Source organism: Pseudomonas sp. H9 (assembly GCF_004353925.1).
Lineage (GTDB): Bacteria > Pseudomonadota > Gammaproteobacteria > Pseudomonadales > Pseudomonadaceae > Aquipseudomonas.
This window is the reverse complement of record NZ_SMOK01000011.1, coordinates 171,099-196,434: the sequence shown is the minus strand read 5'-3', so window position 1 is coordinate 196,434 and position 25,336 is coordinate 171,099. Positions and strand designations below refer to the sequence as shown.

18 protein-coding genes are annotated in these 25,336 nt (G+C 60.5%); 4 read left to right on the top strand and 14 right to left on the bottom strand.

Features of this window, described 5'->3' with window-relative positions; all coding sequences use genetic code 11:
• Window positions 1-8: 8 nt before the first annotated feature.
• The 6 genes from E1573_RS08870 to E1573_RS08845 all read right to left on the bottom strand — a co-directional run bounded on the left by E1573_RS08870 (window position 9) and on the right by E1573_RS08845 (window position 7,616).
• Window positions 9-449 (bottom strand): MaoC family dehydratase N-terminal domain-containing protein, encoded by a 441-nt coding sequence (locus E1573_RS08870; RefSeq protein ID WP_133212694.1) that lies wholly within the window; start codon window positions 447-449, stop codon window positions 9-11.
• A 17-nt stretch (window positions 450-466) separates the two neighbouring features.
• Window positions 467-1,651 (bottom strand): lipid-transfer protein, encoded by a 1,185-nt coding sequence (locus E1573_RS08865; protein ID WP_133212692.1) that lies wholly within the window; start codon window positions 1,649-1,651, stop codon window positions 467-469.
• A gap of 36 nt (window positions 1,652-1,687) precedes the next feature.
• Window positions 1,688-3,244, bottom strand: coding sequence for a long-chain-fatty-acid--CoA ligase (locus E1573_RS08860; RefSeq protein ID WP_133212690.1), 1,557 nt, complete (start codon window positions 3,242-3,244; stop codon window positions 1,688-1,690).
• Window positions 3,245-3,298: 54 nt separating this feature from the next.
• Window positions 3,299-4,855, bottom strand: a complete 1,557-nt coding sequence (locus tag E1573_RS08855; protein WP_133212688.1) for a long-chain fatty acid--CoA ligase — start codon at window positions 4,853-4,855, stop codon at window positions 3,299-3,301.
• A gap of 320 nt (window positions 4,856-5,175) precedes the next feature.
• Complete coding sequence (locus E1573_RS08850; protein ID WP_133212686.1) at window positions 5,176-6,861, bottom strand: GMC family oxidoreductase; 1,686 nt, start codon at window positions 6,859-6,861, stop codon at window positions 5,176-5,178.
• Window positions 6,862-7,118: 257 nt separating this feature from the next.
• On the bottom strand, window positions 7,119-7,616 hold the full coding sequence (locus E1573_RS08845) for a DUF4334 domain-containing protein (RefSeq protein ID WP_133212684.1): 498 nt from the start codon (window positions 7,614-7,616) through the stop codon (window positions 7,119-7,121).
• A gap of 283 nt (window positions 7,617-7,899) precedes the next feature.
• Between E1573_RS08845 and E1573_RS08840 the strand changes: the two genes are divergently transcribed.
• From E1573_RS08840 to E1573_RS08825, 4 genes are all read left to right on the top strand, one after another.
• Window positions 7,900-8,820, top strand: a complete 921-nt coding sequence (locus E1573_RS08840; RefSeq protein WP_133212682.1) for a LysR family transcriptional regulator — start codon at window positions 7,900-7,902, stop codon at window positions 8,818-8,820.
• Window positions 8,821-9,059: 239 nt separating this feature from the next.
• Window positions 9,060-10,007, top strand: a complete 948-nt coding sequence (locus tag E1573_RS08835; protein WP_133212680.1) for an NmrA family NAD(P)-binding protein — start codon at window positions 9,060-9,062, stop codon at window positions 10,005-10,007.
• A 160-nt stretch (window positions 10,008-10,167) separates the two neighbouring features.
• The gene (locus tag E1573_RS08830; protein WP_133212678.1) at window positions 10,168-10,539 is read left to right on the top strand and encodes a hypothetical protein; all 372 of its coding nucleotides are present in this window, start codon (window positions 10,168-10,170) and stop codon (window positions 10,537-10,539) included.
• A gap of 124 nt (window positions 10,540-10,663) precedes the next feature.
• A complete protein-coding gene (locus E1573_RS08825; protein ID WP_133212676.1) occupies window positions 10,664-13,450 on the top strand; it encodes a LuxR C-terminal-related transcriptional regulator in 2,787 nt (928 codons plus the stop codon).
• Between the two features lie 128 nt (window positions 13,451-13,578).
• Here the strand turns inward: E1573_RS08825 and E1573_RS08820 are convergent, their stop codons facing one another.
• Genes E1573_RS08820 through E1573_RS08785 form a run of 8 tightly spaced genes read right to left on the bottom strand, consistent with a single transcriptional unit; the run spans window position 13,579 to window position 25,192 of the window.
• Complete coding sequence (locus E1573_RS08820; RefSeq protein ID WP_133212674.1) at window positions 13,579-14,691, bottom strand: trans-acting enoyl reductase family protein; 1,113 nt, start codon at window positions 14,689-14,691, stop codon at window positions 13,579-13,581.
• 16 nt (window positions 14,692-14,707) lie between these two features.
• The gene (locus E1573_RS08815) at window positions 14,708-16,345 is read right to left on the bottom strand and encodes an AMP-binding protein (RefSeq protein WP_133212672.1); all 1,638 of its coding nucleotides are present in this window, start codon (window positions 16,343-16,345) and stop codon (window positions 14,708-14,710) included.
• A 12-nt stretch (window positions 16,346-16,357) separates the two neighbouring features.
• Window positions 16,358-17,641 (bottom strand): thiolase family protein, encoded by a 1,284-nt coding sequence (locus E1573_RS08810; RefSeq protein WP_133212670.1) that lies wholly within the window; start codon window positions 17,639-17,641, stop codon window positions 16,358-16,360.
• Window positions 17,641-18,915 (bottom strand): acyl-CoA dehydrogenase family protein, encoded by a 1,275-nt coding sequence (locus E1573_RS08805; protein ID WP_133212668.1) that lies wholly within the window; start codon window positions 18,913-18,915, stop codon window positions 17,641-17,643. Before E1573_RS08805 ends, E1573_RS08810 begins: the two co-directional genes overlap by 1 nt.
• A 55-nt stretch (window positions 18,916-18,970) precedes the next feature.
• Window positions 18,971-20,227, bottom strand: coding sequence for a DUF1329 domain-containing protein (locus E1573_RS08800; protein WP_133212666.1), 1,257 nt, complete (start codon window positions 20,225-20,227; stop codon window positions 18,971-18,973).
• 15 nt (window positions 20,228-20,242) lie between these two features.
• Window positions 20,243-21,781, bottom strand: coding sequence for a DUF1302 family protein (locus E1573_RS08795; protein ID WP_218568370.1), 1,539 nt, complete (start codon window positions 21,779-21,781; stop codon window positions 20,243-20,245).
• A gap of 55 nt (window positions 21,782-21,836) precedes the next feature.
• Complete coding sequence (locus E1573_RS08790) at window positions 21,837-24,221, bottom strand: RND family transporter (RefSeq protein ID WP_133212664.1); 2,385 nt, start codon at window positions 24,219-24,221, stop codon at window positions 21,837-21,839.
• Window positions 24,218-25,192: a YCF48-related protein gene (locus E1573_RS08785; RefSeq protein ID WP_165957309.1), complete on the bottom strand. Its 975-nt coding sequence runs from the start codon at window positions 25,190-25,192 to the stop codon at window positions 24,218-24,220. The genes E1573_RS08790 and E1573_RS08785 overlap by 4 nt, the downstream gene beginning before the upstream one ends.
• Window positions 25,193-25,336: the final 144 nt, after the last annotated feature.

Here is a 25,336-nt window from a genome sequence, read left to right as displayed (position 1 = left end):
TCGGTTCCTCAATTACGCACGACGAGACTGTTGCGCAGCTCTGCCACCAGATCGCCGGTGGCGTTGGTTACACGGGTCTCGCGTACCACGAACTCCAGCGCTCCCCCCTTCTTGTCGTAGATGTCGACGATCCTGGTTTCAAAGCTCAGGCGATCGCCAGCAAACGCCGGTTGGTGGTAGGTGAATGCCTGCTCTGCGTGGAGGATCTTGCCGAGGTCGATGTTCAAGCGTTTGAGCACCGAGCCTGAACCGCCGGCTTCCATGTCCAGGCAGAACAGGAAGGTCGGTGGCACCGGCAGATTTTTGTAACCGGCTGCACGGGCGGCCTCGGGGTCGCTATAGCGTGGGTCTTGCTGGCCGGTGGCCTTGGCGAAGAAACGCAGGCGACCAGCTTCGACCTCCTGGGTGTGCTTGGAAACCACAGCACCGATATGGCTCTTGTCGATCATGGGAAGTGCTCCGGTCATTACTGACGCTGGTACAGGGTGACGACGCAGGCACCACCCAGACCGAGGTTGTGTTGCAGTGCAAAGCGCGCGCCCTCGACCTGGGTGGCATCGGCAGTGCCACGCAGCTGACGGGTCAGCTCGAAGCACTGCGCCAGGCCGGTGGCGCCTAGTGGGTGACCCTTTGAGAGCAGGCCGCCGGACGGGTTGGTGACCACGCGGCCACCATAGGTGTTGTCGCCATCGGCGATGAACTTCTCGGCAGTGCCTTCCGGCGTCAGCATCAGGCCTTCATAGGTGATCAGTTCGTTGGCGGTGAAGCAGTCGTGCAACTCGACCACCTGGATGTCCTGCGGGCCGACGCCAGCCTGTTCGAACACGCTAACCGCGGCGTTGCGGGTCATGTCATAGCCAACCAACTTACGCATGTCGGCTTCGTCGAACGTGCTATTGCGGTCGGTGGTCATCGACTGGCCGACGATCAGCACATCGGTGTTCAGGCCATGCTTCTTGGCGAAGGCTTCCGAGCAGACGATCGCGGCAGCGGCGCCGCAGGTCGGCGGACAGCACTGCAGGCGGGTCAGCGGATCGAAGATCATCGGCGATGCCATGACTTCCTCGACGCTCACCACATTACGGAACACTGCCAGCGGGTTACGTGCAGCGTGTTGGCTGGCCTTGGCGCGAATCTTGGCAAAGACTTCGCGGCTGATGCCGTATTCCTGCATGTAGACACGCCCGGCACCGCCAAAGAACTGCGCGGCGCGCGGTGCTTGCTCGTCAAAGCCCTGAACCTGGGTCATGGTCTTCGCGAAACGGTCCATCGGGCCGGTGCGGTCGGTGTAGGCGCCTTTCAGCGCGCCCGGCACCATCTGCTCGAAGCCCAGGGCGATGGCGCAGTCAATGGCGCCGCTGGCCACGGCCTGTCGGGCCAGGAACAGCGCGGTGGAGCCGGTCGAGCAATTGTTGTTGACGTTGATTACCGGGATACCCGTCAGGCCAACGCCGTATACCGCAGCCTGACCGCAGGTTGAGTCACCGTAGACGTAACCGACGTACGCCTGCTGGACCAGTGTGTAGTCTATGCCGGCATCGGCGAGGGCAGCTTTTGCGGCATTGGCACCCATGACATGGTACTCGTCACTCTGGCCTGGTTTGGTGAACTGGATCATGCCGACGCCGGCGACCACTACTTTATTGCTCATTGCTCTTTCTCCAAGTGATACATATTCACCACACAGTCAATTGACGGAGCGGGCCTTGCCTTTCCAAAAGGGTTCGCGCAAGTCGCGCTTAATGATTTTTCCGGCCCCGGACAGCGGTAACGTGTCGCGGAATTCCACGGATTTCGGGCATTTGTAGCCGGCGATGAATTCGCGGCAGTGGGCGCGCAGTGCATCTTCGTCGGCGCTGGCACCCGGTTTGAGGGTAACGACTGCATGCACCGCCTCGCCCCACTGCTCATGGGGAATGCCGATCACCGCGCATTGCGCGACGTCTGGATGCTTGGCAAGGACGTTCTCAACTTCCGCCGAGTAGACGTTCTCGCCACCGCTGATGATCATGTCCTTGACCCGATCGACGATGAACACATAGCCGTCGGCATCCATGTAGGCGGCATCGCCGGTATAAAGCCAACCGTGCTGCAGTGCCTGGGCGGTTTCTTCCGGCTTGCGCCAGTAGCCCTGCATTACCGAAGGTCCGCGCAGCAGGACCTCACCGACGGTGCCGCGCGGCACTTCATGACCCTGCGGGTCGACGATCATGAGTTGCAGGCCATGGATCGCTCGCCCAACGGAGCGCGAGCGACCGTTGGCACGCGCAGCCAGGCTGTGATCCTCAGGCATGTTGAGGGTGGCCACACCACCAATCTCGGTCATCCCATAGGCGTGCACGAATTCGATACCGGGTAGCACTTCCATGGCGCGCTCGAGCACCGTGGCGTTGATCGGCGATGCACCGTAGCTGATTCGCCGCAGGCTGCTGAGGTCGTACTCGGCCAGACGCGGATGCGCCAGCGTTGCCTGCAGCATGGCCGGGATGAACATGATTTCGTTGATCCGCTCGCGCTGGATGGTCTCCAGCACCTCAATCGCGTCGAAGAACGGAATGAAGGTACTCGGCACACCGGCAATCACCCGTGAGGCGACCAGCGCCATGCCTGCGACGTGGAACATCGGTGAAATCACAAGGCCCATGGAGTCGCGGCTGATTTGCGAGGTTGTCTGGCGCATCATCGCGCCAGACCACAGGTTGCGGTGCGAGAGCATCACCCCCTTCGACAAGCCAGTGGTACCACCGGTGTACATGATGACCGCGAGGTCCTCACCGCCTCGCCAGCTGTCTTCCATCGGCGCCGACGCGGCGATCAGTTGTTCGAAGTTGTGCATGCCCGCCGGTGTCTCGCCGTCGCCAGCATAGATCAGCACGGGTGGGCGCTTGGCGCGCGCGCACAGCTCGTCGGCCAGCGGCAGGTGGTGGTCATCGATGACCAGGTAGCCGGTGTCACAGTCGTCGAGCGAGTAGACGATCTCCCGCACGCTCCAGCGGATGTTCACCGGGTTGAGCACTGCACCGGCCCACCAGCCGGCGAGCATGTATTCGAGAAAGCGGTCGCTGTTCAGCGACAGCATGCCGATCCGTTCACCCGTCTGCAGGCCCAGCCCGCAGAAGCCGGCAGCCAGGCGCGCGACGCGATCGCCGAGTTCACGGTAGGTACGGCGGCGATTTCGAAAGACGCACGCCACCGCGTCGGGGGTCATCTGGATGGATTTGTGCAAACCTTGTGTCAAATGCATGGTGAAACCTCGATTCAGGTAGAAAGACATGGGCGGCGGCGTCAACGCCTGCGGTTAACTCACGCCATGCTTGTGATCTTTCCAATAGGGTGCGCGCAAATCGCGCTTGAGCACCTTGCCAGCACCCGAGATCGGTAGCGCGGTGACAAAATCGACTGATTTGGGGCACTTGTAGCCGGCGATGTGCTGGCGGCAGTGGGCAATGACCTCTTCGCCGCTGACCTCCAGACCAGGCTTGAGCACCACCACCGCGTGCACCGCCTCGCCCCACTGCTCACTGGGGATACCGATCACCGCGCAGGCGGCCACGGCCGGATGGGCGGTCACCGCGCTTTCCACTTCGCCGCAGTAAACGTTCTCGCCGCCAGTGACGATCATGTCCTTGATGCGATCGACGATGAACAGATAGCCATCTGCATCCATATAGGCGCCGTCCCCGGTGTGCATCCATCCACCGCACAGTGCTTGGGCGGTTTCTTCCGGACGGTTCCAGTAGCCGAGCATGACGTTCGCCCCACGCACGATGACTTCACCTACTTCACCGCGCGGCACTTCACGCCCCTCCCCGTCGACCACGAGCACGGCCACACCCTGGATCGGCCGTCCGGCCGAACGAAACCGGCCATTGGCGATGCTGGCCGCACTGTGATTCTCCGGGCCACTGCGAGCGATCACCGGCGAGGTTTCGGTCATGCCATAACCGTGCATGAACTCGACACCCGGCAGTAGCACAAGGGCCCGCTGCAGCACCGATTCAGCGATCGGCGCCGCACCGTAGGTCAGGCGCTTGAAGCTGCTGATGTCGTACTGGGCAAATGCTGGATGCATGATCAGTGCTTGCAGCATGATCGGTACCAGCAGGGTTTCCGACACCCGCTCGCGCTCGATGGTCTGTAGCACATCGAGGGGGTCGAACATTGGAATGAAGACGTGCCTGCCACCGGCCACCAACTGGCCGATCACCCGCGCCATACAAGCGGTGTGGAACATCGGTGCCGCATGCAGAACAATGCTGTTTGCCAGGGGCGGATGCTCGGCAAGCGCCATGACGGCCGAGGACCAGAGGTTCAGGTGCGATTGCATCACGCCCTTGGGCTGGCCGGTGGTTCCCCCTGTGTACATGATCGCGGCGATGTCATCGCCACCGCGATAGCGGTCTTTCATTGACTCGCTTTCAGCGATCAACTTCTCAAACGAAAGCATGCCTTCTGGTGTCGGGCCGTCGCCGACATGAATCAGCAGTGGACGATACTTGGCCATCGTACAGATAGCCTCAGTCATGGTCAGGAAGTTGTCATCGACGAAGAGGATGCGGGTGTCACAGTCGTCCAGGGAATAGACAATCTCCGGCACGCTCCAGCGGACGTTCACCGGGTTGATCACGCCGCCACCCCACCAGACAGCGAGCATGAATTCCATGTAGCGGTCTGAGTTCAACGCCAACATGCCGATTCGATCGTTATCTTCCATGCCCACGGCGCGCAGGCCACTGGCAAGACAGGAAACGCGATCGCCTGTTTGGCGAAAGGTGCGTTGCCTACCGCGAAAGGTCGTGGCAATCCAGTCCGGGTTCAGCTGCAAGGATCGGTGCAGGCCCTGTGTCAAATACATGCTTGCCTCTGGAAGTCATTATTTTTATTGGATTCGCAGTTGCTCGACTCACTACGATCTTAGGACGCTGAACGGGCCGTTTCTTGGTTCAAAGGAGGTAATTTGCGACGCGCTCGAAAGCTACCTCGAAAGGACCAGAGATCGATGGCTCAGCCGCTGCTACACGCTGCGGCTGGAGCACTAGCCGACTAGGTTCTGTATGAAAAGCCTTGATACTCGGTGATGCTGCGTTGAAAACAGCCTCGGAATGCTCATTTACAACCCGTAAACTCCGCTTCCTCGGCTGTTTTCGCCTTGCCTGACCTTCGTCTCAATACTTTTCATACAGCCCCTAGGGCGGCCTCGGGTGCCTTGTGCGTTTCGCCACTGGCCGCCGCGCGAATCAGGTCGGCCGCTTTCTCGGCGATCATGATGACTGGGGCATTGGTATTGCCGCCCACCAGCGTCGGCATGATCGAGGCGTCAGCCACCCGCAAGCCTTCGACACCGCGTACACGCAGTTGCGGGTCGACCACGGAATGGATATCGCTGCCCATGCGGCAAGTGCCTACCGGGTGGTAGACGTTATCGGCACGACGGCGAATCATGGCGCGCACAGCAGCGTCGTCCGTGCCATCGAATTTGAGGTGCCCGTAGTGCAGCGGTTTGCCGCCCAATTTGGCCAGCGGCGATTGCTTGAGGATGCCGTTCATTAGGTGCACGCCCTTGAGCATCACCTCCATGTCGCGCTCATCAGATAACAGATTAGTCTCTATCAGCGGCGCATCGCGCATATCCGCCGAACGCAGACGGACCTCCCCTCGGCTGTGCGGACGCAGCACACAAACATGACAGGAATAACCATGGCCGTAGTGGAACGTGCGACCATGGTTGTCCCCCGCAGACATCACAAAATGCAGCTGCACATCCGGTTCAGCCAGGCTGGGGTCCGTCTTAAGGAACCCGCCAGCCTCGGTGAAGGTTCGGGTGAAAATACCCGTGCGCTGTTTCCTGTACTTTAACCACTCATAGGCGTAGCGCAGTGCGCCACGTACCGAGACACCAAACAGGTCAGTATTGAACAAGCGCTTGTGCATGATCAGGTCAGCATGGTCCTGCAGGTTCTTGCCGACTTGCGGGGCGTCATGGACAACGCTGATATTGTGCCCACTCAGGTGCGCGGCAGGTCCCACACCGGAGGCCAACAGCAATTGCGCGGAACCAAACGTGCCGGCGCTGAGGATGATTTCCCGACGTGCGAACAGGACCTGCTCTTCGCCGTTGCGCAGCACGCGTACCCCCACCGCACGCTTGCCATCGAACAGGATGCGTTGCACCTGGGTGTCAGTCAGTACCTGCAGATGCTCACGCCCGCCATTGTTAGCGGCATCAGCGGCATTGCCTTTGTGCAGATAGGCGCGAGCAGAGTTCCAGCGTTCGCCGTCTTTCTGGGTCACCTGAAAATAACCAACACCTTCCTGTTTATGCCCATTGAAGTCATGGTTATAAGGGTGTCCAGCCGCTTCGGCGGCCTCGATGAAATTACGCATGACGCCGCAAGGCGAACGTGGGTCGACTACATGCAGGGGGCCAGTACCGCCATGCAGTTCATCATCACGCCCCGCCACCCGCTCGTTGCACTCCGAACGTTTGAAGTAAGGCAGCACATCCTTCCAGCTCCAGCCATCACAGCCCAGGCTCGCCCAACGGTCGTAGTCTGAAGGCGTACCGCGCAGGTACAACATGCCATTGATCGAAGAGCTCCCGCCCAACCCACGGCCACGTGGCAAGTAAGACGCCCGGCCGTCGAGCGAGGCTTGTGGCACACCTTCATAGGCATAGTTGCGCAGACCCGCGCGGGGAATCGTGGTGATGAGCCCTACCGGTATGGTCACCGCCGGACTATGGTCGTGACCACCGGATTCGAGCAGCGCAATGCTCTCCCTGCCACTGTCGGCCAGTCGACCGGCTACGGCACAACCGGCCGAGCCGCCCCCTATCACGATGAAATCGAAGGTGCTTTCCATCGTCGGTTCCTTTCTTGTTATGTGGGAACCGAAAGTATTGGCGCTGAAGGCCTCGCCGCCATCGTTCCTTCGAACCATTTGAAGGATGTAAACGAGGCATCGTGGCGTGGCGGTTTTTCACGCCTGGACGCGAAATCCGATTAACAAGACTGCGAAAAGCATCAAGTAAAGGTCCTTCCAGAATGCATCCTCCTCATGAGGCGTTAAGGATGCACCATGAATCTTTGGGGCTGAACGCCTAACAGCACTACGGCGTATCACACGAATTCAGCTGGGTAGCTTTCGACTCGCTCCAAGTAGAAGAAGTAATACTTGCCGTTGTCGACTATGTCGGGAAACGGCCCTTCGAATGATTTGCCATCCATGATCCCGAACAACGTGTTGTCGTCGACCTTGCGCAGGTGGTCGAAGATCGGCACTCCGTCATAGATCATCGTGGTCGATACCTTGCCACGGAATTCCAGTTCCCACAGCGAGGCCTCCCCCTTCATCGTCTTGTTGGAAAACAGGCAGCCATGCTCGTCGTAACATACCAGTGGGACAGCATCCAACTTACTCCGGTACCACTTGCCATACCATTTCATGGCCTTCAAAGCGGCGTTGCCCCAGTGCCCGGTGTTGAAGTCCCCGCCTTTCCAACGCCCCAGGGCCTGATCCGGCGTGACCGATTCGAGAGAGTCAAAGAAGGCCAACAGTTCATCATCCTTCAACAAAGGCGTACTTTTCAGTTGCTCAAATTTTTCTTTCGCGCTCATCTCAAGCTCCGCGGGTGTTTATTCGACTACCACCGAGCAGCCTGATACGGGATCAACAGCTGCTCATACCTGCCTATAGAAAACCGTGACACGGCACCCAATGTCAAAGACGGGATTTTGGTCGATTAAGATCAAATCTATCTTAATCAGAATGCCATGCACGGTTGCTGGCTCCGACCAGAGGCACTTGGCAGAAAACCCTATAAAATGCCCTGCAGACGATCAGGCTTGCTCACTGGCAGTGAGAGGTCTGCCCAGAGTGCTCAGGTAAAGAGGCGAGGTAATGAAACTAGACCCGCGCATGGTGATTCAATTCGCGGTTATCGCCGAGGAAGGTTCGTTCACGCGAGCTGCCGAGCGCTTGTGTGTGGCCCAACCCTGGCTTTCTGCACGGTTGAAGAAACTCGAAACTCAGTTAGGTTTCCCACTGTTTGACCGCTCCACTCGCCATGTCACGCTAACGGACAAGGGACACAAGCTCCTCCAGGCAGCTCGCAACGTGCAGGCTTCAATGACGGCGACGGAAGCCTTGGCCGCGCAATTGCAGCGTCGAGATGAAGGGCGGTTGAGAATAGGTACCCCACCTTACAGTCACCAGATTGCGGTCAGGCCCGACCTTATTGACCGTTTCGGTTTGCACCAACCCAACATACATATTGAGCTCGACTTTGGCTGGACTCCGGGATTAATTCAGCGCGTCATGCAGGGGGAACTCGACCTGGCTTTCGTCTTGGGTGAGCAGGATAACCAAGCCTTGGAAACTATCAGGCTTTGCGAGCTAAACGTTGAATTGATGATGGCTGCAGACCACCCATTGGCTAGTGAACCAAAATTGGTAGCAGCCAATCTAAAAAACCATACCGTAGCACTGTTCAATAGAGCGCTTTACCCGGCGCTATATGACACCATTTACCTGAAATGGGCAGATGCCGGCGCCTTGCTCATTCCCTTCGTAGAGCTCAATCAAGCACTTCTGGATCGTGCGCTTACGCATGAGCGAATCATCATTGCGTGCTTTGAGATGAAGGATCGCCTTCTGGACGAGAAGGCGATCATCAGAAGGACCTTGGAGGACAGTTGCTCTATTCCGTTTTCGTTAGTCCGCAGGGTTGGATGCGAAACCCCCGAAAGCCAGCGTTTCTGGGAAGTTGCCCAGGGTTACGCATCAGCTCCCAGCCAGCGGAACTGCGAGCACAATGGCTGAAACGTAGGCAGGCCCGCATCGCGTGAAAGACGCGAACCAAAGAATTTGCCCCGCCATGTACATCGTCATCTACTGCCGCCGCGTGAAAGGCATTGACCAACGCGGCAGCGGCCTGAACTACAACACCTCCCCCCGCATTCCCCCCGGCTGAGGGGGATGTGATTTCCGCCCGCTTCCATACCCTTGGGTCACGTGTAATCAGATTTGCTTCGTTTGATGCCACCCCAAGGATCTTCTCCATGACAAGAAAAACAGTAACGGTCTTTTCGGCTACAGGCGTTGCGGGCAGCGCCTGCGTCGAGGAACTGCTTGCACAGGATCTGTTTAACGTTCGCGTGCTGATGCGCGACGGAAATTTTCGCGAAAAGTCCTCGTCCGGTCTCATGCTGACCACCGAGGAGAAGCAGAAGAAGTGGGCCGATTGGCAGGAGCGTGGAGTCGAGTTACGCACCGCAGATATCAACAGCGTCGAAGAACTGGTTCCCGTCCTGGAAGGAACCGACTACCTCGTTTCCTGCGTGCCGCTTTATGCGACCGAGTCCCAGTACCCGTTGATCTATGCTGCACGGGCGGCTGGGGTTGAGCGCTTCGTACCTTCCGAGTTTGGCTTCATCTATGAGTGGGAGGCCCGCCAGCCCACACTCACCGTGCACAGCCGGATTGCCCGCCAGAAGGTATTCATTCAGAGAATGATCGAGATGGCAGGCCTGGATTACACCATCATTCCCGCCGGGCTCTGGCCTGAGTACTACATGCAGGAACCGGTGGGGATTATGGGTGACGGCAATCAAAAGTTCTCCTGGTCCACAGGCAAGGATGTCGGCCGGATCATTCCCCATGTACTGGCCCATCCTGCTTCGCGTAACGCCATCTGTCCCGTGGCCGCCACCGCCTATTGTTCCTGGAATGAGTTGCTCGATGTTCGCGACCGCGTATTGGGCCGCAAAGTCGAGCGTAACTACCGCAATGGCGCTCAGTGGAAGGCCGCCTACAACGCCGCTCCTGACGGCCCCATGAAAACCATCCTCGGCATTGGTGTCGCCGCGACAGAGCAGCCGGAAGGCATGCCGCTCTGGGCCAACTGGAACGGCCTTTACCTGCCGGAGTTCAAGGGAACGCCCCTGGAGGCGCTTTTCGTGGATTACATCGAACCCTTCACTGCAGCCCTGCAGTCGTCGGCGAACTGACCTGGCCGGACAGTCGGATGTCGGGGCTGCCATAGGGCCATGTCCATACAGCCCCGGACACCGCTGATGCCTTCCGGGCCAATCGGCAACATCGACAACAAGCACACGCCCGCCGCATCGCCCGGGCCGTGTCGACTTCTTACCGTCGGGAGCTCTCAGAATGATCACCCATGCTCGCTGGCTCATGGGCACTGCCGCCCTCTTCAACTGGTCCGTCGTACTTGGTTTTCTGTTCCTGAACACCCAACTCGGGCTACTGCTTCATCTGGATAGCTCCAGCGGCAGCAACCTGGCCATGCGCGACCTCGCGCTTGCGCTGGTTGCAACCTTCGGGATCGCCTACTTCTTCGCCGCCATCAATCCCGTGCGCGGTCGGCCCTATATCGTCCTCGGCGCCATTGGCAAAGCCTTCGCCGCGCTGACGATCTTCATTCACTGGCTGGTCGGGAACATTGGCTGGCAACTGCCAGTGCTACTGCTGGGCGACGTGCTCTACAGCCTGCTGTTCCTCCACTTTCTGGGCCGTTACTGAGTATCCAGGGCAGGTCACCTTGTGCAGTGGCGGCGGACCCTGTTGCCTGCTCCAGCGCTTGCGCTAAAGTGGCTGGAGCATTTTTGGTGCACCAACCACAACAAGAATAAGCAGGCCCTAATCCGTGCTGATCACCAAGCTCCTGCCCCCGCGTTACCACCATGCCCCGTTGCTGCGTGAGCGTCTGCTCGAGCGCCTGAACAACGTGGCCTACCAGCGCCTTGTTCACCTTCGGGCGCCAGGAGGCTTCGGCAAGACTACCCTGCTGACGCAATGGCGAAAGGTCCTTATCGAGCAGGGGCACAAGGTCGGCTGGATCAACCTGGACGAAAGCGACAATGAGGAAAGCCAGTTCCTCGACTATTGGGTCGCGGCCTTGAAGCAGGCCGACTGCCCTATCCAGCAGCAGCTGACTGACACCTATGAGCGCGGGCGCCCGGAAACCCTGGACAACTTCCTGACCGTGCTGGTCAACGTACTCGCCGAGTTCGAGCACGAGCTCTACCTGATTCTTGACGACTACCACTGCATAGACAATCCGCGCATCCATGAACTGCTGGGCCGTATGGTGAAGTACGCGCCGGCCAACTTCCACTTGGTCATCACCTCACGCACCGAACTGCCCGCGTGCCTGGAAGAGCCGCGGCAGAAGAGCCGCGGCAACGAACTCAATGTCCGCAGCCTGCGATTCTCCGAAATCGAAACCCAAGCCTTCCTCGCCGAGCGCATGGCAATTCCGGTAAGTGCCGAATCCTGCCGGGCCCTGTTCGAGGCCACCGAAGGCTGGATCGCCGGTATCCAGATGTTGGCGATATCCAACGAGCTGAAGGATCCGGACCTGGCGGACTGGAACAAAGGCCTCTATCCCCTCGCGGAAAACATCCTGGAGAACACCTTAAGCAACCTGCCTCGGGACACCCAGGACCTGCTGCTGCGGATGTCCGTGCTGGATCGCTTCAACGTGGAACTCTGCGAGGAAGTACTGGGCGTCAAGCATGCTCAGCACATGCTCGAAAGCCTCGCTGCTGATGGGCTGCTGCTGGTCCCGCTGGACCACGACGAACAGTGGTATCGCTTTCATGCACTGTTCAGCGAGCACCTCCGACAGCGTCTCGCCAAGCGCGTGGTGGCTAGTCTGGGCGACCTTCACCAGCGGGCGCAGCGTTGGCTGGACGCCGAAAGCGCCGAAAATCGCCACAGCCTTTCGTCCTTCCTGCGCGAGTGCAAGAGCGAACTCAACGCTATCGACCTGCCCTCGTTCCACTACCGCGCCAGCCTATGGTTCGAGCGCAAAGGCCATCTTGTCGAAGCAGTACAGCATGCCCTGGCTTGCGAGGGTGAAGAACGCGCCTACGATCTGATCGATCGCTGTGTCATGAACGTGCTGGCAACCGGCGACCTCAATAGGATCATGGCCTGGACCGACAAGGTTCCCGCTTCGGAGCTCGGCCGCCGCTGGCACCTGCGCTTAGCGCGTTTCTGGGCGATAGTACTGGGCGGGCTCCCCGTTCAGAATGCGCGTCGGGAACTGCGCGAGCTGCATCAGGCCGTTGGCATCGAGGGAGGTATCAGCGCCTTCGAGTATCAGGTCTGCCTGAGCACCCTCGACGCCTTCAGCGGTGACAGTCTGTCCACGCTAGAGCTACTGAACCACTGCCCTCCCAGCGGCGATGCCTACCACAATGGCGTCGCCTGCAATGCGCTGATCTATGTCCTGGCCACCGCCTCGCGGTTCGATGATGTACCCAACATCCTGGTCTACCACCCCGAACCACCTCCCAGCGCTACGCGTGGCTTCACCTACGCCTACCGGCAATCGATCATCGGCTGGATACAGTTCCTCAAGGGCAACCTTGCCAAGGCGAGCAATGGGCTGGGTGAAGCGCTGCAGCGGTTGGACGAGTGTTTTGGCAGGCGCTCTGCCCCTGCTTGCGTGGTATCGGGTTACCTGGCGGAAACGCTATACGAAAGCAACGAGCTGGATGCTCTCAAGACGCTGCTCAGTGGCCGACTGGAGGTCATGAATGAACGGGGATTCTTCGAAAGCTATATCCGCTCGCTCCTGGCCGGGTCGCGCTTGCACCACCTGCAAGGCAACGACGATGCCGCCCACGAACTACTGGAACGTCTGCGTCTATTCGGCCAAAGCACGGACCTGCACCGGCCTATCGCCGCTGCTTTAGCCGAACGCATCCGTCTGCTATTGCTGGCCGCTGATTCACAGGGAGCGTGGCGATTACAGATCCAACTGGAGCAATTGGCCGCCTCGTATTATGACGCACCGCTGACGCCGGCAGCGATGGGGAGCGGTTTCGACATTCCCGTCCTTGCCCTGCTCTCTCGCGCCCGCTGTGCGCTGAACGGAGGGGACGCACCAGAAGCCCTGGACCAGCTGAGTCGCCTCGCTGGCCTTACAGCGGAGCTGCGCCTGGACTACTTCCTCAAGGTGCGCCTGCTGCGCTGCATCGCGCTGTACCAACTTGGCGAACCCAATTGGCACGATGAGCTGACACAACTCCTGGAAGTCAGCGCGCGCTGCCAGATGATCCGCAGTCTCTGCGACGAGGGGTTGCAATCACAGCAAATGCTGCAGGCAATGGCGGGCAAGCTACCCACCCCGGCCCAGGAAGAACATCTTGCCCGGGTCCTGCTCGGGTTCCAGAGAACTCATCTGGCACAGTCCTCCAGGCAGCAAACCGAATACAACCTGAGCGGCCGCGAGCAAGACATCCTCGAACTACTGGTGCAGGGCATGCCAAACAAACGCATCGCTCTAGCGCTGAACATCTCGGCGGAAACCGTGAAGTGGTACCTCAAGAAGCTCTTCACCAAGCTGAATGTGAGTGATCGATTGCATGCCATTGACAAGGCACGCCGCGAAAAACTGGTCTGCGACAAGAGTTCAGGCTGAACCACTAGCTGCGTAGTGTCTGGAGATAACGCCTGCAAAACGGACTGTTTCCAACGCCCCCGGCAATCTATGAAGAACCCAAAAAGCGGCGTGAGGCAGTTCACTCACGCCGCAAAGCTCCATGGCAATCAGTGGCGCACGATCACCTCGGCCAAACCGTCACGTTCCATGGCGGCTAGCAGATAGCGCGCACCAAAGGCCTTCGCCGGGCTGACGAAGCCGGCTGCGGCCAGGTCGCCGGACAGAATACGCTCGATGCCGGCAACGGCCACGGACCCAGCCTGCTCGTAGCCGCAGTTACCCTGGAGGATGACCGTCGACTGGCTCATCGGGCCGCTACCGTGGCAGGAGATCACCGCACGGCAGAGATCCGGGTTCTCACGCGGTGGCTCGCTGGGCGTCCACTCATGGCCCCAGCCGTTAGTGACGGTCTCCTGCTCTTTCGGCGATTTGTGCTTGTGTACGTCGTTGAACTCACGCGCAAGCTGCAGCACATTGCTCATCACCTGCGGGTTGCCGAAGTTCACCAGCATGCTGCAGTTGCGTACGCGCGGATCGTCGGCGTACCAAACCGGCTCGCCACCACCGCTCCACGGCAGGCAGTCGAGCACCTGGTGGAACGTCGGTGCCACCGCCTGGTACGCGGTCGCCGGCGCCCAGGGCACCAACTGCTTCTGCGCGAGGTGGTACTGCGGCTGGCAGCACATGCGCAGGAAGGACAGGGTCGAGCTCACCGAAGGCAAAGAACCGCGGGTCACATAGACCAGGTCCAGCGTGTCGATGCCGGGGGTTTCCAGGCAGACTTCCGCCGCCAGATGGCCTGAGGCCCACATGAAGGCCAGGGCCGGTATCAGCAACAGTCCGCGCTCGGCGTACGCCGCGGCATACCGCTCGCGCAGAAACAGCATCCAATCCTGCTCACCCGTGCTGTCCAGGTAATGGCAACCGGCCTCCAGCGCCGCCTGGACTACCGGCTCCGCCAACTGCATGAACGGGCCAACGGTGTTGTAGATCACACTCTTGCCTTCCAGGAAGGTGCTCAGTGCCTCTTTCTCGTTCGCTACCTCGGCTACTTCGTAGCGAGCGTCCTTGAGTTCCGGCAGCGTCGCGAGCTGCTCGCGAATCTTCGCAGCGCTGCGCCCGGCCGCAATAAAGGCAATGTTGCGCCCGGCCAGATGGCGGGAGATCAGTTTGCCGGTGTAACCACTGGCGCCATACACCACGACTTTGATATCGGACATTTTTTGCTCTCCGGTTTCACGCTTGTTGTTGTGATCTGCTGACAAAGGCCGCTTGCGCTGCCAGTTCGCCTTCGAGCTGCTCAAGGAGCACGCGCTCAAGGGGTTTCTCCGAAGCGGTCTTGGGAATTTCATCGACCCGCTGCACGTGGCTGGGAATGAGGTTGCGCGGCAGGTGGCGGGCGCAGTGCGCCAGCAGCTGGCGAACGTCCAGCGCGCGACCAGGCGCCTGGACCACGGCAGCGACGATTTCCTTTTCGCCCGGCGCGCACGCCAGCGTGCCACGGCCATAGACGAATACGTCGGCGACCTCATCGGCTTCGGCGATCACCTTCTCGACCTGCGTCGGGTCGATGAATTCGCCGTTACGGCGGATGCCGCTACCGTCGCGGTAGTCGAAATACACCCAACCCTGTTCGTCGGTGTGGCCGATGTCGCCAGAGTGGAACCAGCCACCCCGGGTTTTCGCGGCGCTGGCCTCAGGGTTGTTCAGGTAGGACACCGGGGGATGGTCGTCACCGGAGGCCGTACGGAAGCAGATTTCCCCGCGCTGGCCCGCCGGCAGCTCTTGCCCCTCCTCATCGAGGATTGCGCAACTCAGATGGGACGGTGGCTTGCCGATCGAACCCATGGGACCCGCGCCCGGGGGATTGAGGGTCAGGCCACCTTCCGCGGTACCGTAGAATTCGAAAATCTCGACGCTGAAGCGCGCCGCGAAGTCCTTCCAGATACTGGCCGGCATGCCGGCACTGAACACGTAGCGGACCGGGTTGTCGGCGTCGTCCGGACGCGGCGGCTCCGAATAGACGGCGGTGGTCATGCCGCCCAGTAGGTTGAACACCGTACATTGGTGACGACGCAGGATTTCCCACAGGCGAGACTTGGTGAACTGCCTGCTGATTACCGCGCGCAACCCCAGGTACAGTGCGTTGCCCAGGGTGATGCATTGGGCATTGGCGTGAGTCAGGCTCAACCCTGTGTAGGGCCGGTCGCCAGGGCGTAATCCCACCTGCTCGCCAAGCCCGGCGATGGCAGCGAAGCGCGCATAAGGCGCCACGATGGCCTTGGGATTCCCGGTAGTGCCGGAAGTGAACAGCAACTGCATCGGTTGCTGCAGATCCGTTGCCCGAACGCAAAGATCCGGAATGCGATCCTCCAGGACATCTTCCAGCGCACGTACCCGCACTTGCCGATGGGGCTGCAGGTCGACGGCAGCGTTACCTGTATCCAGCACCCAGAGCCACTGCAATTGCGGCAGAGCGTCCACCCGCTCAAGCACTGACTTCAGCGCATGGTCGGCGACTATGGCTCCGCGGCAGCGGGAGAAGGACAGCAGGTACTCCAGCTTGTCGCCACTCGCTCGGGCATCGATGGGAACAAATACCGTGTTGGCAATGGACGAACCCACCATGGCCTCGACGAACTCGGGGTGGTTGAACATGATCAGGGCGAATGCCTCGCCTTGGGCCATGCCCTCGTCGTCGAGGCCGGCGGCGATGCGCTGGCCGTTCTCCCACAATTGGCGATAACTGCGGGTGCAGTCACGCAATTGTTGATCAGCATCGACATGGACAAAGGTCAGCACATCCAGATCGGGGGTTTCTTCGACCTTGCGGCGGATCACGTTTGCGAAGATCAATGAAGCATTGTTGTGCATGGGGGCGCCCTCCTAGCGAGTCAGTAAGGTCATGCTCATCACCGCGGCATCCGCGCCGATGAAACCACCGCCGTTTTCAGCCAGCCCGACGCGGGCACCCTCGACCTGGCGCGCACCGCAATTGCCACGCAGCTGCTCGACCAACTCGAAAACCTGGCCCAGACCCGTCGCGCCGATGGGGTGCCCCTTGCGGTTGAGGCCACCCGACACGCTCACTGGGATGCGCCCACCCAGCTCAGTCGCACCGGACTCCAGCAGCGCCACGCCTTGGCCACGGCCACACAGGCCCAGGCTTTCGTAGTACATGAGCTCGGACGCCGAGGAAGCATCGTGAAGCTCCACCAGGCTGAGGTCGGGCGGGCCGACTCCAGCCGCCTGGTACGCCAGATCGGCAGCCCAACGCGCAACTTCCGGCATGCCCTCATCGACGTAGTCGTAGCCGCTGACGATCATCGATGCGGCAACCCGCACAGGTTGCCGTGCCCCAAGGCGCTTCAACGCGGCCTCGGAGACAATCACCGCCGCCGCCGCGCCATCGCCGATGGGCGAACACATCGGCAGGGTCAGCGGATCAGCGATCTTGCGCGCGGTGAGAATCTGCTCGACCGTCAACACATCCTGGAATTGAGCGCGCGGATTGAGCGCGCCATGTCGAGAGTTCTTCGCCGTGACCATCGCCAGATGGCGCGGTTCGCCACCGGCCATGGCCAAGTAGTCGCGGGCCCAGGTGGCATAGATATCCATGAACAGTGATCGGTCCTTGCCAGCTTGGGCGAGATCGACCTGAGCGCCTGAGCGATGAATACTCTCGCGCAGGAAACCCAGCACGGCATCCTGTTCATCCACGTCGACACAGCCATCGAATACAGAGAAGGTACGCGCCTTGTCGTCGTGATAGAGCTTTTCGAAGCCTGCCGCGAGCACCACGTCGTAGAGCCCGTGGGTCACCATGGTGCAGGCCTGCTGAAAGGCCGTAGAGGCTGTCGCGCAGGCGTTTTCCACATTGACCACCGGAATGCGTCCGACGCCCAGCCCGCGCAGCACCGCCTCACCAGCGATGCACACCTGCCCGGTGATGACCGGCGCGGCGCCAGTCCCCATCCAGGCGGCATTGAGCTGACCGGCTTCAATGCCGGCGTCGTCCAGCGCCTGCTTGATCGCCTCACGCGCCAGGCTGTTCAGGCTACGACCCAGGTGCTTGCCGAAGCGAGTCATGCCAACGCCGATCACATAGGCGTTCTGCCGGGCGTTGCGGACCAGTTGCCGGTCCAGTTCCACGTTCAAACTCAAGCTCATCACAGCCACTCCGGGTTGATCAGGTTGTAGCCGCCCTTGATTGCCAGCATCTGGTTGCAGCCGTCCTCGATCATTGAGGCCCGGGCATCCCGGAAGATCTTCTCCACTGGGTACTCGCAAGTCAGGCCATTGCCGCCGAACATCTGGATCGCATCGCTGGCGACCTCAAAGGCAAGCTCGGTAGCGTTGACCTTGGCCAGCATGGCAGCCTGCAAGGCGGGCACGGGTTCGAAGGCATTGAAGCGGGAAACACGACGGGTCAGCGCCTGGGCGGACTCTACCTTGCGCAGCATGTGGAACAGACGGCGCGCCACGTCCTGGTGGCGAATGATCGGCAGACCACCCTGCTTGCGCTCGTGGGCGTAGGCCAAGGCATGGTCGTAGGCCGAGCGCGCCACGCCACTGAAGGTGGCGCCCATCAGCAGATTGGCATCGGTATGGATGGCGTAGACGGCGCGCTTGAACTCGTCGGGGCCGGCCAGCAGGTGGTCGAGGCTAACCTTGACGTTGTCGAAATACAGCTCACCCTGGGGCAAAGCACGCTGGCCAAGCTTTTCCAGCGGCTTGCCACGGGAAACTCCGGGAAGGTGGGTCGGCACCACCACGCAGAAGCCGTGCTGCGGATCAGGACCATTGGCGGTCTCCGCTGCGCAATAGAGCACGCAGAGATCGGCGATGCTGCCATTGGAGACCCATGCGGCCTTCTGACCGTTTATGACGATATGGCCATCGCTGACCCGCGCCGTGCAATTGGGGCGGCCGTAACGCCCCTGAGAATTGAACAGTTGTTGGCTGACGTCGAGCGAGTCCGTACCGTGGTCCGGCTCGGTAATTCCCCAGCAACCAATCAATTGCTCGGAGTACTCCTTGAGCACGAACTGGTTGCCCATCTTCGCCGCCATGTAGAAGGGCAACATGCGCGCCGCAGCCGCGATGGCCAGCCCCGCATCCCCCCAACCAAGCTCTTCAAAGAGGATCGGGAACATCACCGCGCGTTGTTCATCGCTGAGGCTGAACAGTAGCTCAAGGCTGATACCCAGCTTGTCGTATTCGCTGAAAAACTCGTAGAGCCGGGAGCCTTTGGCTGCCACCTGCTCGGCACTCAGCCGATCCAGATCCTGGCCGATAGGACGCATCACTTTGGTGGCGAATTGACGCAAGCTCTGGCGAAAAGCCTCGGACTCATCGTCCAAAGGCGCCTCACAGGCCCAGGGGCCGAACTGCACCTTGGGCTCTGCTGGCCACTCCTGGGTTGGCAGATTGGAAGGGTTCATAATGTTGACTCCTATTGAGCTGGAGTCGCCAGCCGTCCGGCCAGCGACGATGAAATCACTTGCCGGCCGCCTCGAGCTTGCCCAGGGAGAAGTCGGACTCCTTGGCGCCCTTGCGGTTGATCACGTAGTTCGAAACGAAGTTGGTCGCGTGCTGACGCTTGAAGTCGATCTGCTGTCCTTGCACCGGCAGAATCGCCTTGTAACCATCCTCACCGGTGACTGGCTGTTGCTGCAGATGGTGGAAACGCCAGAACTCGCCGTTCTTGTCGTAGATCTCGGACATCAGCGGACGATTGGCCTGTACGTCCACATAGACGATCTTCTTGCCGTAAGGGTGGGCGTCCGGCGGTGTACCCTCAATTACCCAGACTTCACGAGGCTGCCAGCCCAGTTTCGGATTGGGGTTCCAGTACGGGGGGGTGGTCATGTCCTGCCAAGGGAACAGTGCAGCCGGATCCTTCTCGCCCATACTCACGGTTTCGGGCGCGTCAGTCACAGCGAGAATCCAGCGCTTGTCGACAAGCTTGATGCCCTTGTACCAGTTGGGTGGAGAGTCCCAGACGTCGATATCGTCACCCAGGATATCCAGCCCCCCTACCGGGTCCATCCACGCATTGCCTGAAACCCGGCGCACGCGGCGCACCGACTTCAAGTAAGCCCACACGTCGTCGTTCTTGAAACCGTCGGCGTAACGTTTGGTGTAGGTGCCGATACCCTTGATGTCCTGCGGTGCCTCGGCGAACAGCAGCGTGTTCTGCAGCATGAACTCGTCGCCAATGCTGGCCGGGCCAGCAAGCCGACCACGGGTGTAGAAACGGTCCAGCCGATAGCGTTGCACCCGTTCCACGCCCTTCTTGGCATCGATGAGAACGTAGTGGAAATTCTTCAACTCCTGGGAGTCGCCCATGGGGCGGCCATAAATGAAGTTCCAGACAATCTTGTCGCCGGCGTCCGGATCCTTCGGGTCGATCTGCGGGAAAGGCACGCCCTTCTCCCAACCCTGCACCGTACGGGTGGCCTTGTCGAAGGTCACCTTACCGGCGTTGCCCGCACTGGCATTGAGATAGGCAGGATCAAGCTTCACTGGCTTGGAGGCCGCCAGGGTCAGCCCCAGGTTGTAGTTCTTGATCTGCCACTGCACCTTTTCGGTCAATAGCTGGCGCAGGGGTTTGCCCTCGAAGGTGTCATTGAGGACCTGCTCAAGATTGCTCTTGTCTACGCGCGTGCCCGAAGGCAGATCAGCGGCAACTGCGCAGGTAGAGAGGGTCAGCAAGGTGCAAGTGAAGGCTGCATACTTGGAAAGTACGTTCATCGTGATTCACCGGGCTTAGAATTGACGGGTCAAACGCAGCACTAGCTGGTCATGGTTGTCGAAGTAGCCAAACAGACGGGTGGAACTACTGTCGTCCTGGGCGGACTCATTGCTGTTGCCGGCGGCGAAGAACAAATCGGCTTCGGCTCGCAGGCGCCAGTTGTCGCCCATCACGAACTCCACCGCCGGGATCAGGAAGCCGCCGCCATTGCCTACGTCGACGCCACCGGCCAGGGATGGGTTGATGGTGTCGTTGCGGTAGTTCATTTGCAGGACGGTGGTGAGTAGCGTGGTGTTGCGCTTCTTCTTGGCACTGAACGCCGCCAGTTCGACCAAGTCGTCGTCCTTCGAGAAACCAAGGACGCGGGTGTTGAACAACTGCGTAGAGAGGAAGGACGGCCGACTGGTACCGAGCAGGCGCGTCAGATCCACGGTCTTGTCCATACGCACCATTGACGTAAAGGTGTCCTTGCGCTTGATGCCGCCAAACCCTGGCGGTACGGCGCCACCGAACAGGGGCTCGCTACCCAGGTTGAACGCGGCGTCCTGTGTGTAGACCAACTCGGTGGAAAACACCGCATCTGCCGCCGCCACGTAGGTACTTGCCGTCGCGCCTATCACAGTGATTTCGGGGTGGATGGCATCGCCCAGTATCCCCTTCGGGGTCTTCTTGTAAGGGTTGAATCGCGAGTTGATTACTGGGTCGCCTTGGTAAGACTTGAGCCAGGCCAATGAGTAGTTCACGTCGCCGATGAGTCCCGCCCAGCGCAGCCCTGCGGTGACTTTCTCGTTGTCGCCTTGCGGATGGTCGTAGTCGGTATCCACTACCGAGAAAAAGTCGGTCCCACGATAAGGCTGAGGGGCCCAGCGGCCGCCATAGAAGTCGACGCTATTGCCGATGGCGTTGTGCGCATCCAGCCCCGGGCGCACCAGTACCTGCAGCGAGCCGTCCAGCTCCGGCACCTGGAGGGTGGTGTTGAGCATGATCAGCGGCTTGCGCAGTTCCTCGTTTTCCGGCTCAAGGAACGAACGCCAGCGGTAGTCAAAACCCTGCACCACGTCCATGGCACGGAAAAAGTCGGTCTCGCCCCATACCACCTGCTGCTTCCCAACGCGAAACTTGACCCGGTCGTACTCGTAGTCGAAATAAAATTCGCGCAGTTCCGCCTGGTCGTACTCGCCCATTAGATCGCTGCCCCGCCCGCGAGCGCCGGTATTGACCATGGAGCGGTTGATGTCCTGCAAATCATCCTGGTAGTCGGTCATCACCTCCTTGTCGAGCCGAGCGATGGCCTTCCAACTGAGGGGGCCGGTGACGGCATCGGCATCCAACATCAGGGAGCTGCGCACCATCGACAGCTTGCCCTTGTCATCGGCACGGGTTTCCGGGGCATCCTTGAGATTGAAGGACGACCAACCTCTGACGTAGCCACCCAGGCTGAAGCCGAAGTCGTCGTTGCCGTAGTCCATGGCGTGAGCCCCCGCAGACAAGGTCCACATTGGCAGCAGCGCCAGGGCCAACCAGGGCCGGTGGGCCTGAGATTTCAATTGCATCCTGAACACCTCTCATTGTTTTTATTGGTGGCAAGGCCTTATTCGAGCCGACCGATTACACCGCCGGCTCAGAATCGAAGTCGCACCGCTCCACCGGATGCGCTACGGCGAAGATAAATTGGGGTTTGAATACCAAGGCCAGCGCCGGCATGACGAACAACGACGTGAAGGCGGAAACCATCAGCCAGAGGCCAATCAGCAGCCCCATCTCGGCCTGGAATCGCAGGGAGGAGAAAGTCCAGAGCAATACACCGGCAGCCAGAGTGAAAGCGGTCAGCAGTACGCCGCGTCCCGCCGAACCAATGGACTGAAGCACGGCCTCAAGGGGGGACGCTTCGGGGTACTTCTCCAGGTATTCCTTGATCGAATCGACGATGTAGAAGGCGTAATCCACCCCCAGGCCGATCCCCAGTGCAACGACCGGCAATGTGCTGATGCTCATGCCGATTCCCTGCCAGGACATGAAGGCGAACGTGACGACGTTGGAGACCAGCACCGGGATGATGAAGAAGACGCCACTGATTGAAGAGCGGTAGACCACCAGACAACAGATCACCACCACCAGGAAAGCCAGGGCGATGGCCTCGATCTGGTCACTGAGTAGCACCTCGTTGACCGCGGCGATTACCCCCAGGCCACCGCCACCGAGCTTGACGTCGGCCTGTTCCAGTGGGTTCTCGGCGATGAAGCGATTGGCGTAGTGCACCGCGTTGCGCAGGGTGTCACCCTTGTGGTCGCGGAAGAACAGGGTTATGGCGCCATTCTGGAACTGCCGGTCGGCATACTGCGCCATGTCTTCCGGCGCCGCGCCCTGCAGGTAGAAGTTGATCAGCTCGCCATTCTCGGTCTGCGACGCCCCCAGTTCACGGTAACGCGGGTTGCCTTCGTAGAGATTGCGCCGAATATCCACCACCAGGTCGGCCAGCGATACGCTGCCGCCGATTTCCGGTTGGCGTTCCATGTAGCGCGAGAAACGTTGCGCCCAGTCCAGAACCTCTGGCGCCTTGAGCGAATCCGGCCCGCGTCCCTCGATGACCACGAACATCTGTTCGGAACCCGGATACAGTCGGTTGATTAGAGCGCTGTCACGGTTGAACGCGGCGTCCTTCCAGAGAATCGGTGAACCGTCGCTGGCATCCCCGACCTGGATTCGCGATGCCTCGAACAGCAGGCCGGCGAGCAGCACCACACAAACCGGCGCCACCAGGTAACGGGCCCGGGTGGATACCAGCCGCGAAGCGACGCGCAGCACCGCAGCAAGAATGAAGTCGAGGTTCAGAGGGTGCACGAAGCCCTGCGGCCGGCTCACCCAGGACAGCATGATTGGCGTCATCACGACCGCAGACACAGCAATGCTCATCACCCACACGGCCCCAATGATCGCCACCTTGTGCAGCAGGGAGATCGGCGTAAGCATCACGCAGAGGATGGCCCCGGCGTCGGCGTACAACCCGAGCATGCTGGGACGGAACAGCTCGGTCATGGCCTGCTCGGCAGCGCGTCGCGACACCACCTGTCCGTCCAGGACCAAGTCGTCGTAACGAGTGATCAACTGCACCGAGTGGGACAAAGCGCGCGCCGTGATGATGAAAGCCACAACCACCACCAGCGGGTCCCAGTTGTAGCCCAGCAGCGCACTGATCCCCAGCGCCCAGATGCCGGAAATACTCCCCGCCAGTAGCGGCAGCAGTGTGCCGCGCCAAGTCCGGCTGAAAACGAACAGCAACACCAGCATTGCGCCGAGCGACAGCAGCGATAGCCCTAGCGTTTCCGGCAGGTAATGAGCGACCCAGCCGTAGAGGATCGGTTCGCCGACCAGGTGCAGACTGACTTGCCCCTGGATCGGCGACGCATCGAGGATCGCTTGGATCTGAGGAAAGATCGCCTTGTAGTTCACCAGATGGTCATAGAAGTCCACCTGGATCAGGGTGGAGGTGAAATCACGATCGACGAACAGGCCATAAACCATCGAGTTGTTGAGGATCGCCTGGCGCAGAACACGCAGTTCAGCCTCAGTTCGAGGTACGCGCTCGCCCATCAGCGGCTCGGTCTCAATACCTTCGGATGAGGCATTTACTCGCTTGAGCTTGCGCGAGGCGAGCGAGACGATCTGCTGCGGGTTAACCCCCTCCACCTTGCGCAAGGCGCGGGTGATGCGCTGCACCTCTTCGAGGATGTCGCCCCGCAGGATGTCGCCCTCGCGCGCCTTGACCAGGATTGAGACCCGGTTGCTAGCGGCGAAGCTGTCCTTGTACGTCTGATGCACCTTCACGTACGGATGGTCGTGGGGAACCATGTCCGAGAAACGGGTCTGGATCTCCAGACGCGTCAGGCAGAATGCGAAAAACAGGGTGATCAGGCCGACCACTAGCGTGACCGGAACGCGATGGGCAATCGACCACCCGGCCAGGCGGGCGGCAAAGCTCTGCAGCTGCCTCATGGCCGACCTCCTGCCGTGATGACGGTCAGGCGCCCACCTTCAATCATGGCCAGCTGCTGACCCACCAGCAAATTACCGCCCGCAATCGGCAGCACCCGGGTGAAGTAGCCCTTGCTCAACCCAGCCGGGGCGGCGTTTTGCCAAGCCTCGCTGGGACTGAGGGTTTGGAAGTAGGTGCCATGGTCGCCCACCACACTCCAGAGCCCCTCCTTCACCGCGACATCATGCAAGTGGTCGGTGGTGAAAGGCTCAACCGCACTCCAGCTGTCGCCACCATCCCGGCTGACATAGGCATGTCCTGCATTGCCGACCGCAACGCCGACCTGGCCCTCGAATGCCACGGCGCGAAGGCTCTCGCTGCCTAACTCCTGCGTGCTCCAACGCTTGCCACCATCACGGCTGCGAAGCAGTCGACCAAACTCCGCCGCAATCCAGAGGTCGCCACCGGCTCCAGGGCGAATGGCATTGAAAGCCACATCCTGCTCATCCCCCAGGCGTTCCCAAACGCCAGCGTCCGGCCCCGCACGAAAAAGCGAGCCCATCTCGCCGGACACCCAAAAGTGTCCGTCAATGAATGCCACGTCGAGCAGCTTTGCGCCCACCTCTCCCACCGGCAGCGGTGTGGAGAGCCAAGCCTGGCCAGGCGCCTTAAGCCAGAGGTCACCGTGGTTACCCACGGCAACCACGACACCCGCTGGCGAAACTGCAACGGCCTGCAGGCTGGTGCCGGTCGGGAGAACGTTCCGGCTCCACTGGGTGGCACCGTCCACGCCATGCAGTATCGCGCCGTGTTGTCCCACGACCCACAGCGAGGCAAGATCGCCCGCTGCACCGTAGAACATGTCACGGCGCTCGAGCACGGGTTGCGACAATGGCGCACCATTGGCGCTAGGTTTGACGAAGACGGCTGCATAGGCGAGGCCGGCGATCAGAACCCAGGGCGAGAGACGCCCGATCCAAGGCAAGATCACACCTTGCGCCTGCGTCTTGCGAAAGGAATGCGCCGTAGACCTGGAAGGCGTTCTGAAACGCGGATCAGGACGGGAGACACCGGCACGCGACGGCGGGCAAGCAGAGCCCGATGAACCCGCATCGGGAACGATTTGTGAGCGTTG

Coding starts and splice junctions, on each gene's coding strand:
- E1573_RS08870 (WP_133212694.1), bottom strand. CDS start 449: ATGATCGACAAGAGCCATATCGGTGCTGTGGTTTCCAAGCACACCCAG.
- E1573_RS08865 (WP_133212692.1), bottom strand. CDS start 1,651: ATGAGCAATAAAGTAGTGGTCGCCGGCGTCGGCATGATCCAGTTCACC.
- E1573_RS08860 (WP_133212690.1), bottom strand. CDS start 3,244: ATGCATTTGACACAAGGTTTGCACAAATCCATCCAGATGACCCCCGAC.
- E1573_RS08855 (WP_133212688.1), bottom strand. CDS start 4,855: ATGTATTTGACACAGGGCCTGCACCGATCCTTGCAGCTGAACCCGGAC.
- E1573_RS08850 (WP_133212686.1), bottom strand. CDS start 6,861: ATGGAAAGCACCTTCGATTTCATCGTGATAGGGGGCGGCTCGGCCGGT.
- E1573_RS08845 (WP_133212684.1), bottom strand. CDS start 7,616: ATGAGCGCGAAAGAAAAATTTGAGCAACTGAAAAGTACGCCTTTGTTG.
- E1573_RS08840 (WP_133212682.1), top strand. CDS start 7,900: ATGAAACTAGACCCGCGCATGGTGATTCAATTCGCGGTTATCGCCGAG.
- E1573_RS08835 (WP_133212680.1), top strand. CDS start 9,060: ATGACAAGAAAAACAGTAACGGTCTTTTCGGCTACAGGCGTTGCGGGC.
- E1573_RS08830 (WP_133212678.1), top strand. CDS start 10,168: ATGATCACCCATGCTCGCTGGCTCATGGGCACTGCCGCCCTCTTCAAC.
- E1573_RS08820 (WP_133212674.1), bottom strand. CDS start 14,691: ATGTCCGATATCAAAGTCGTGGTGTATGGCGCCAGTGGTTACACCGGC.
- E1573_RS08815 (WP_133212672.1), bottom strand. CDS start 16,345: ATGCACAACAATGCTTCATTGATCTTCGCAAACGTGATCCGCCGCAAG.
- E1573_RS08810 (WP_133212670.1), bottom strand. CDS start 17,641: ATGAGCTTGAGTTTGAACGTGGAACTGGACCGGCAACTGGTCCGCAAC.
- E1573_RS08805 (WP_133212668.1), bottom strand. CDS start 18,915: ATGAACCCTTCCAATCTGCCAACCCAGGAGTGGCCAGCAGAGCCCAAG.
- E1573_RS08800 (WP_133212666.1), bottom strand. CDS start 20,227: ATGAACGTACTTTCCAAGTATGCAGCCTTCACTTGCACCTTGCTGACC.
- E1573_RS08795 (WP_218568370.1), bottom strand. CDS start 21,781: ATGCAATTGAAATCTCAGGCCCACCGGCCCTGGTTGGCCCTGGCGCTG.
- E1573_RS08790 (WP_133212664.1), bottom strand. CDS start 24,221: ATGAGGCAGCTGCAGAGCTTTGCCGCCCGCCTGGCCGGGTGGTCGATT.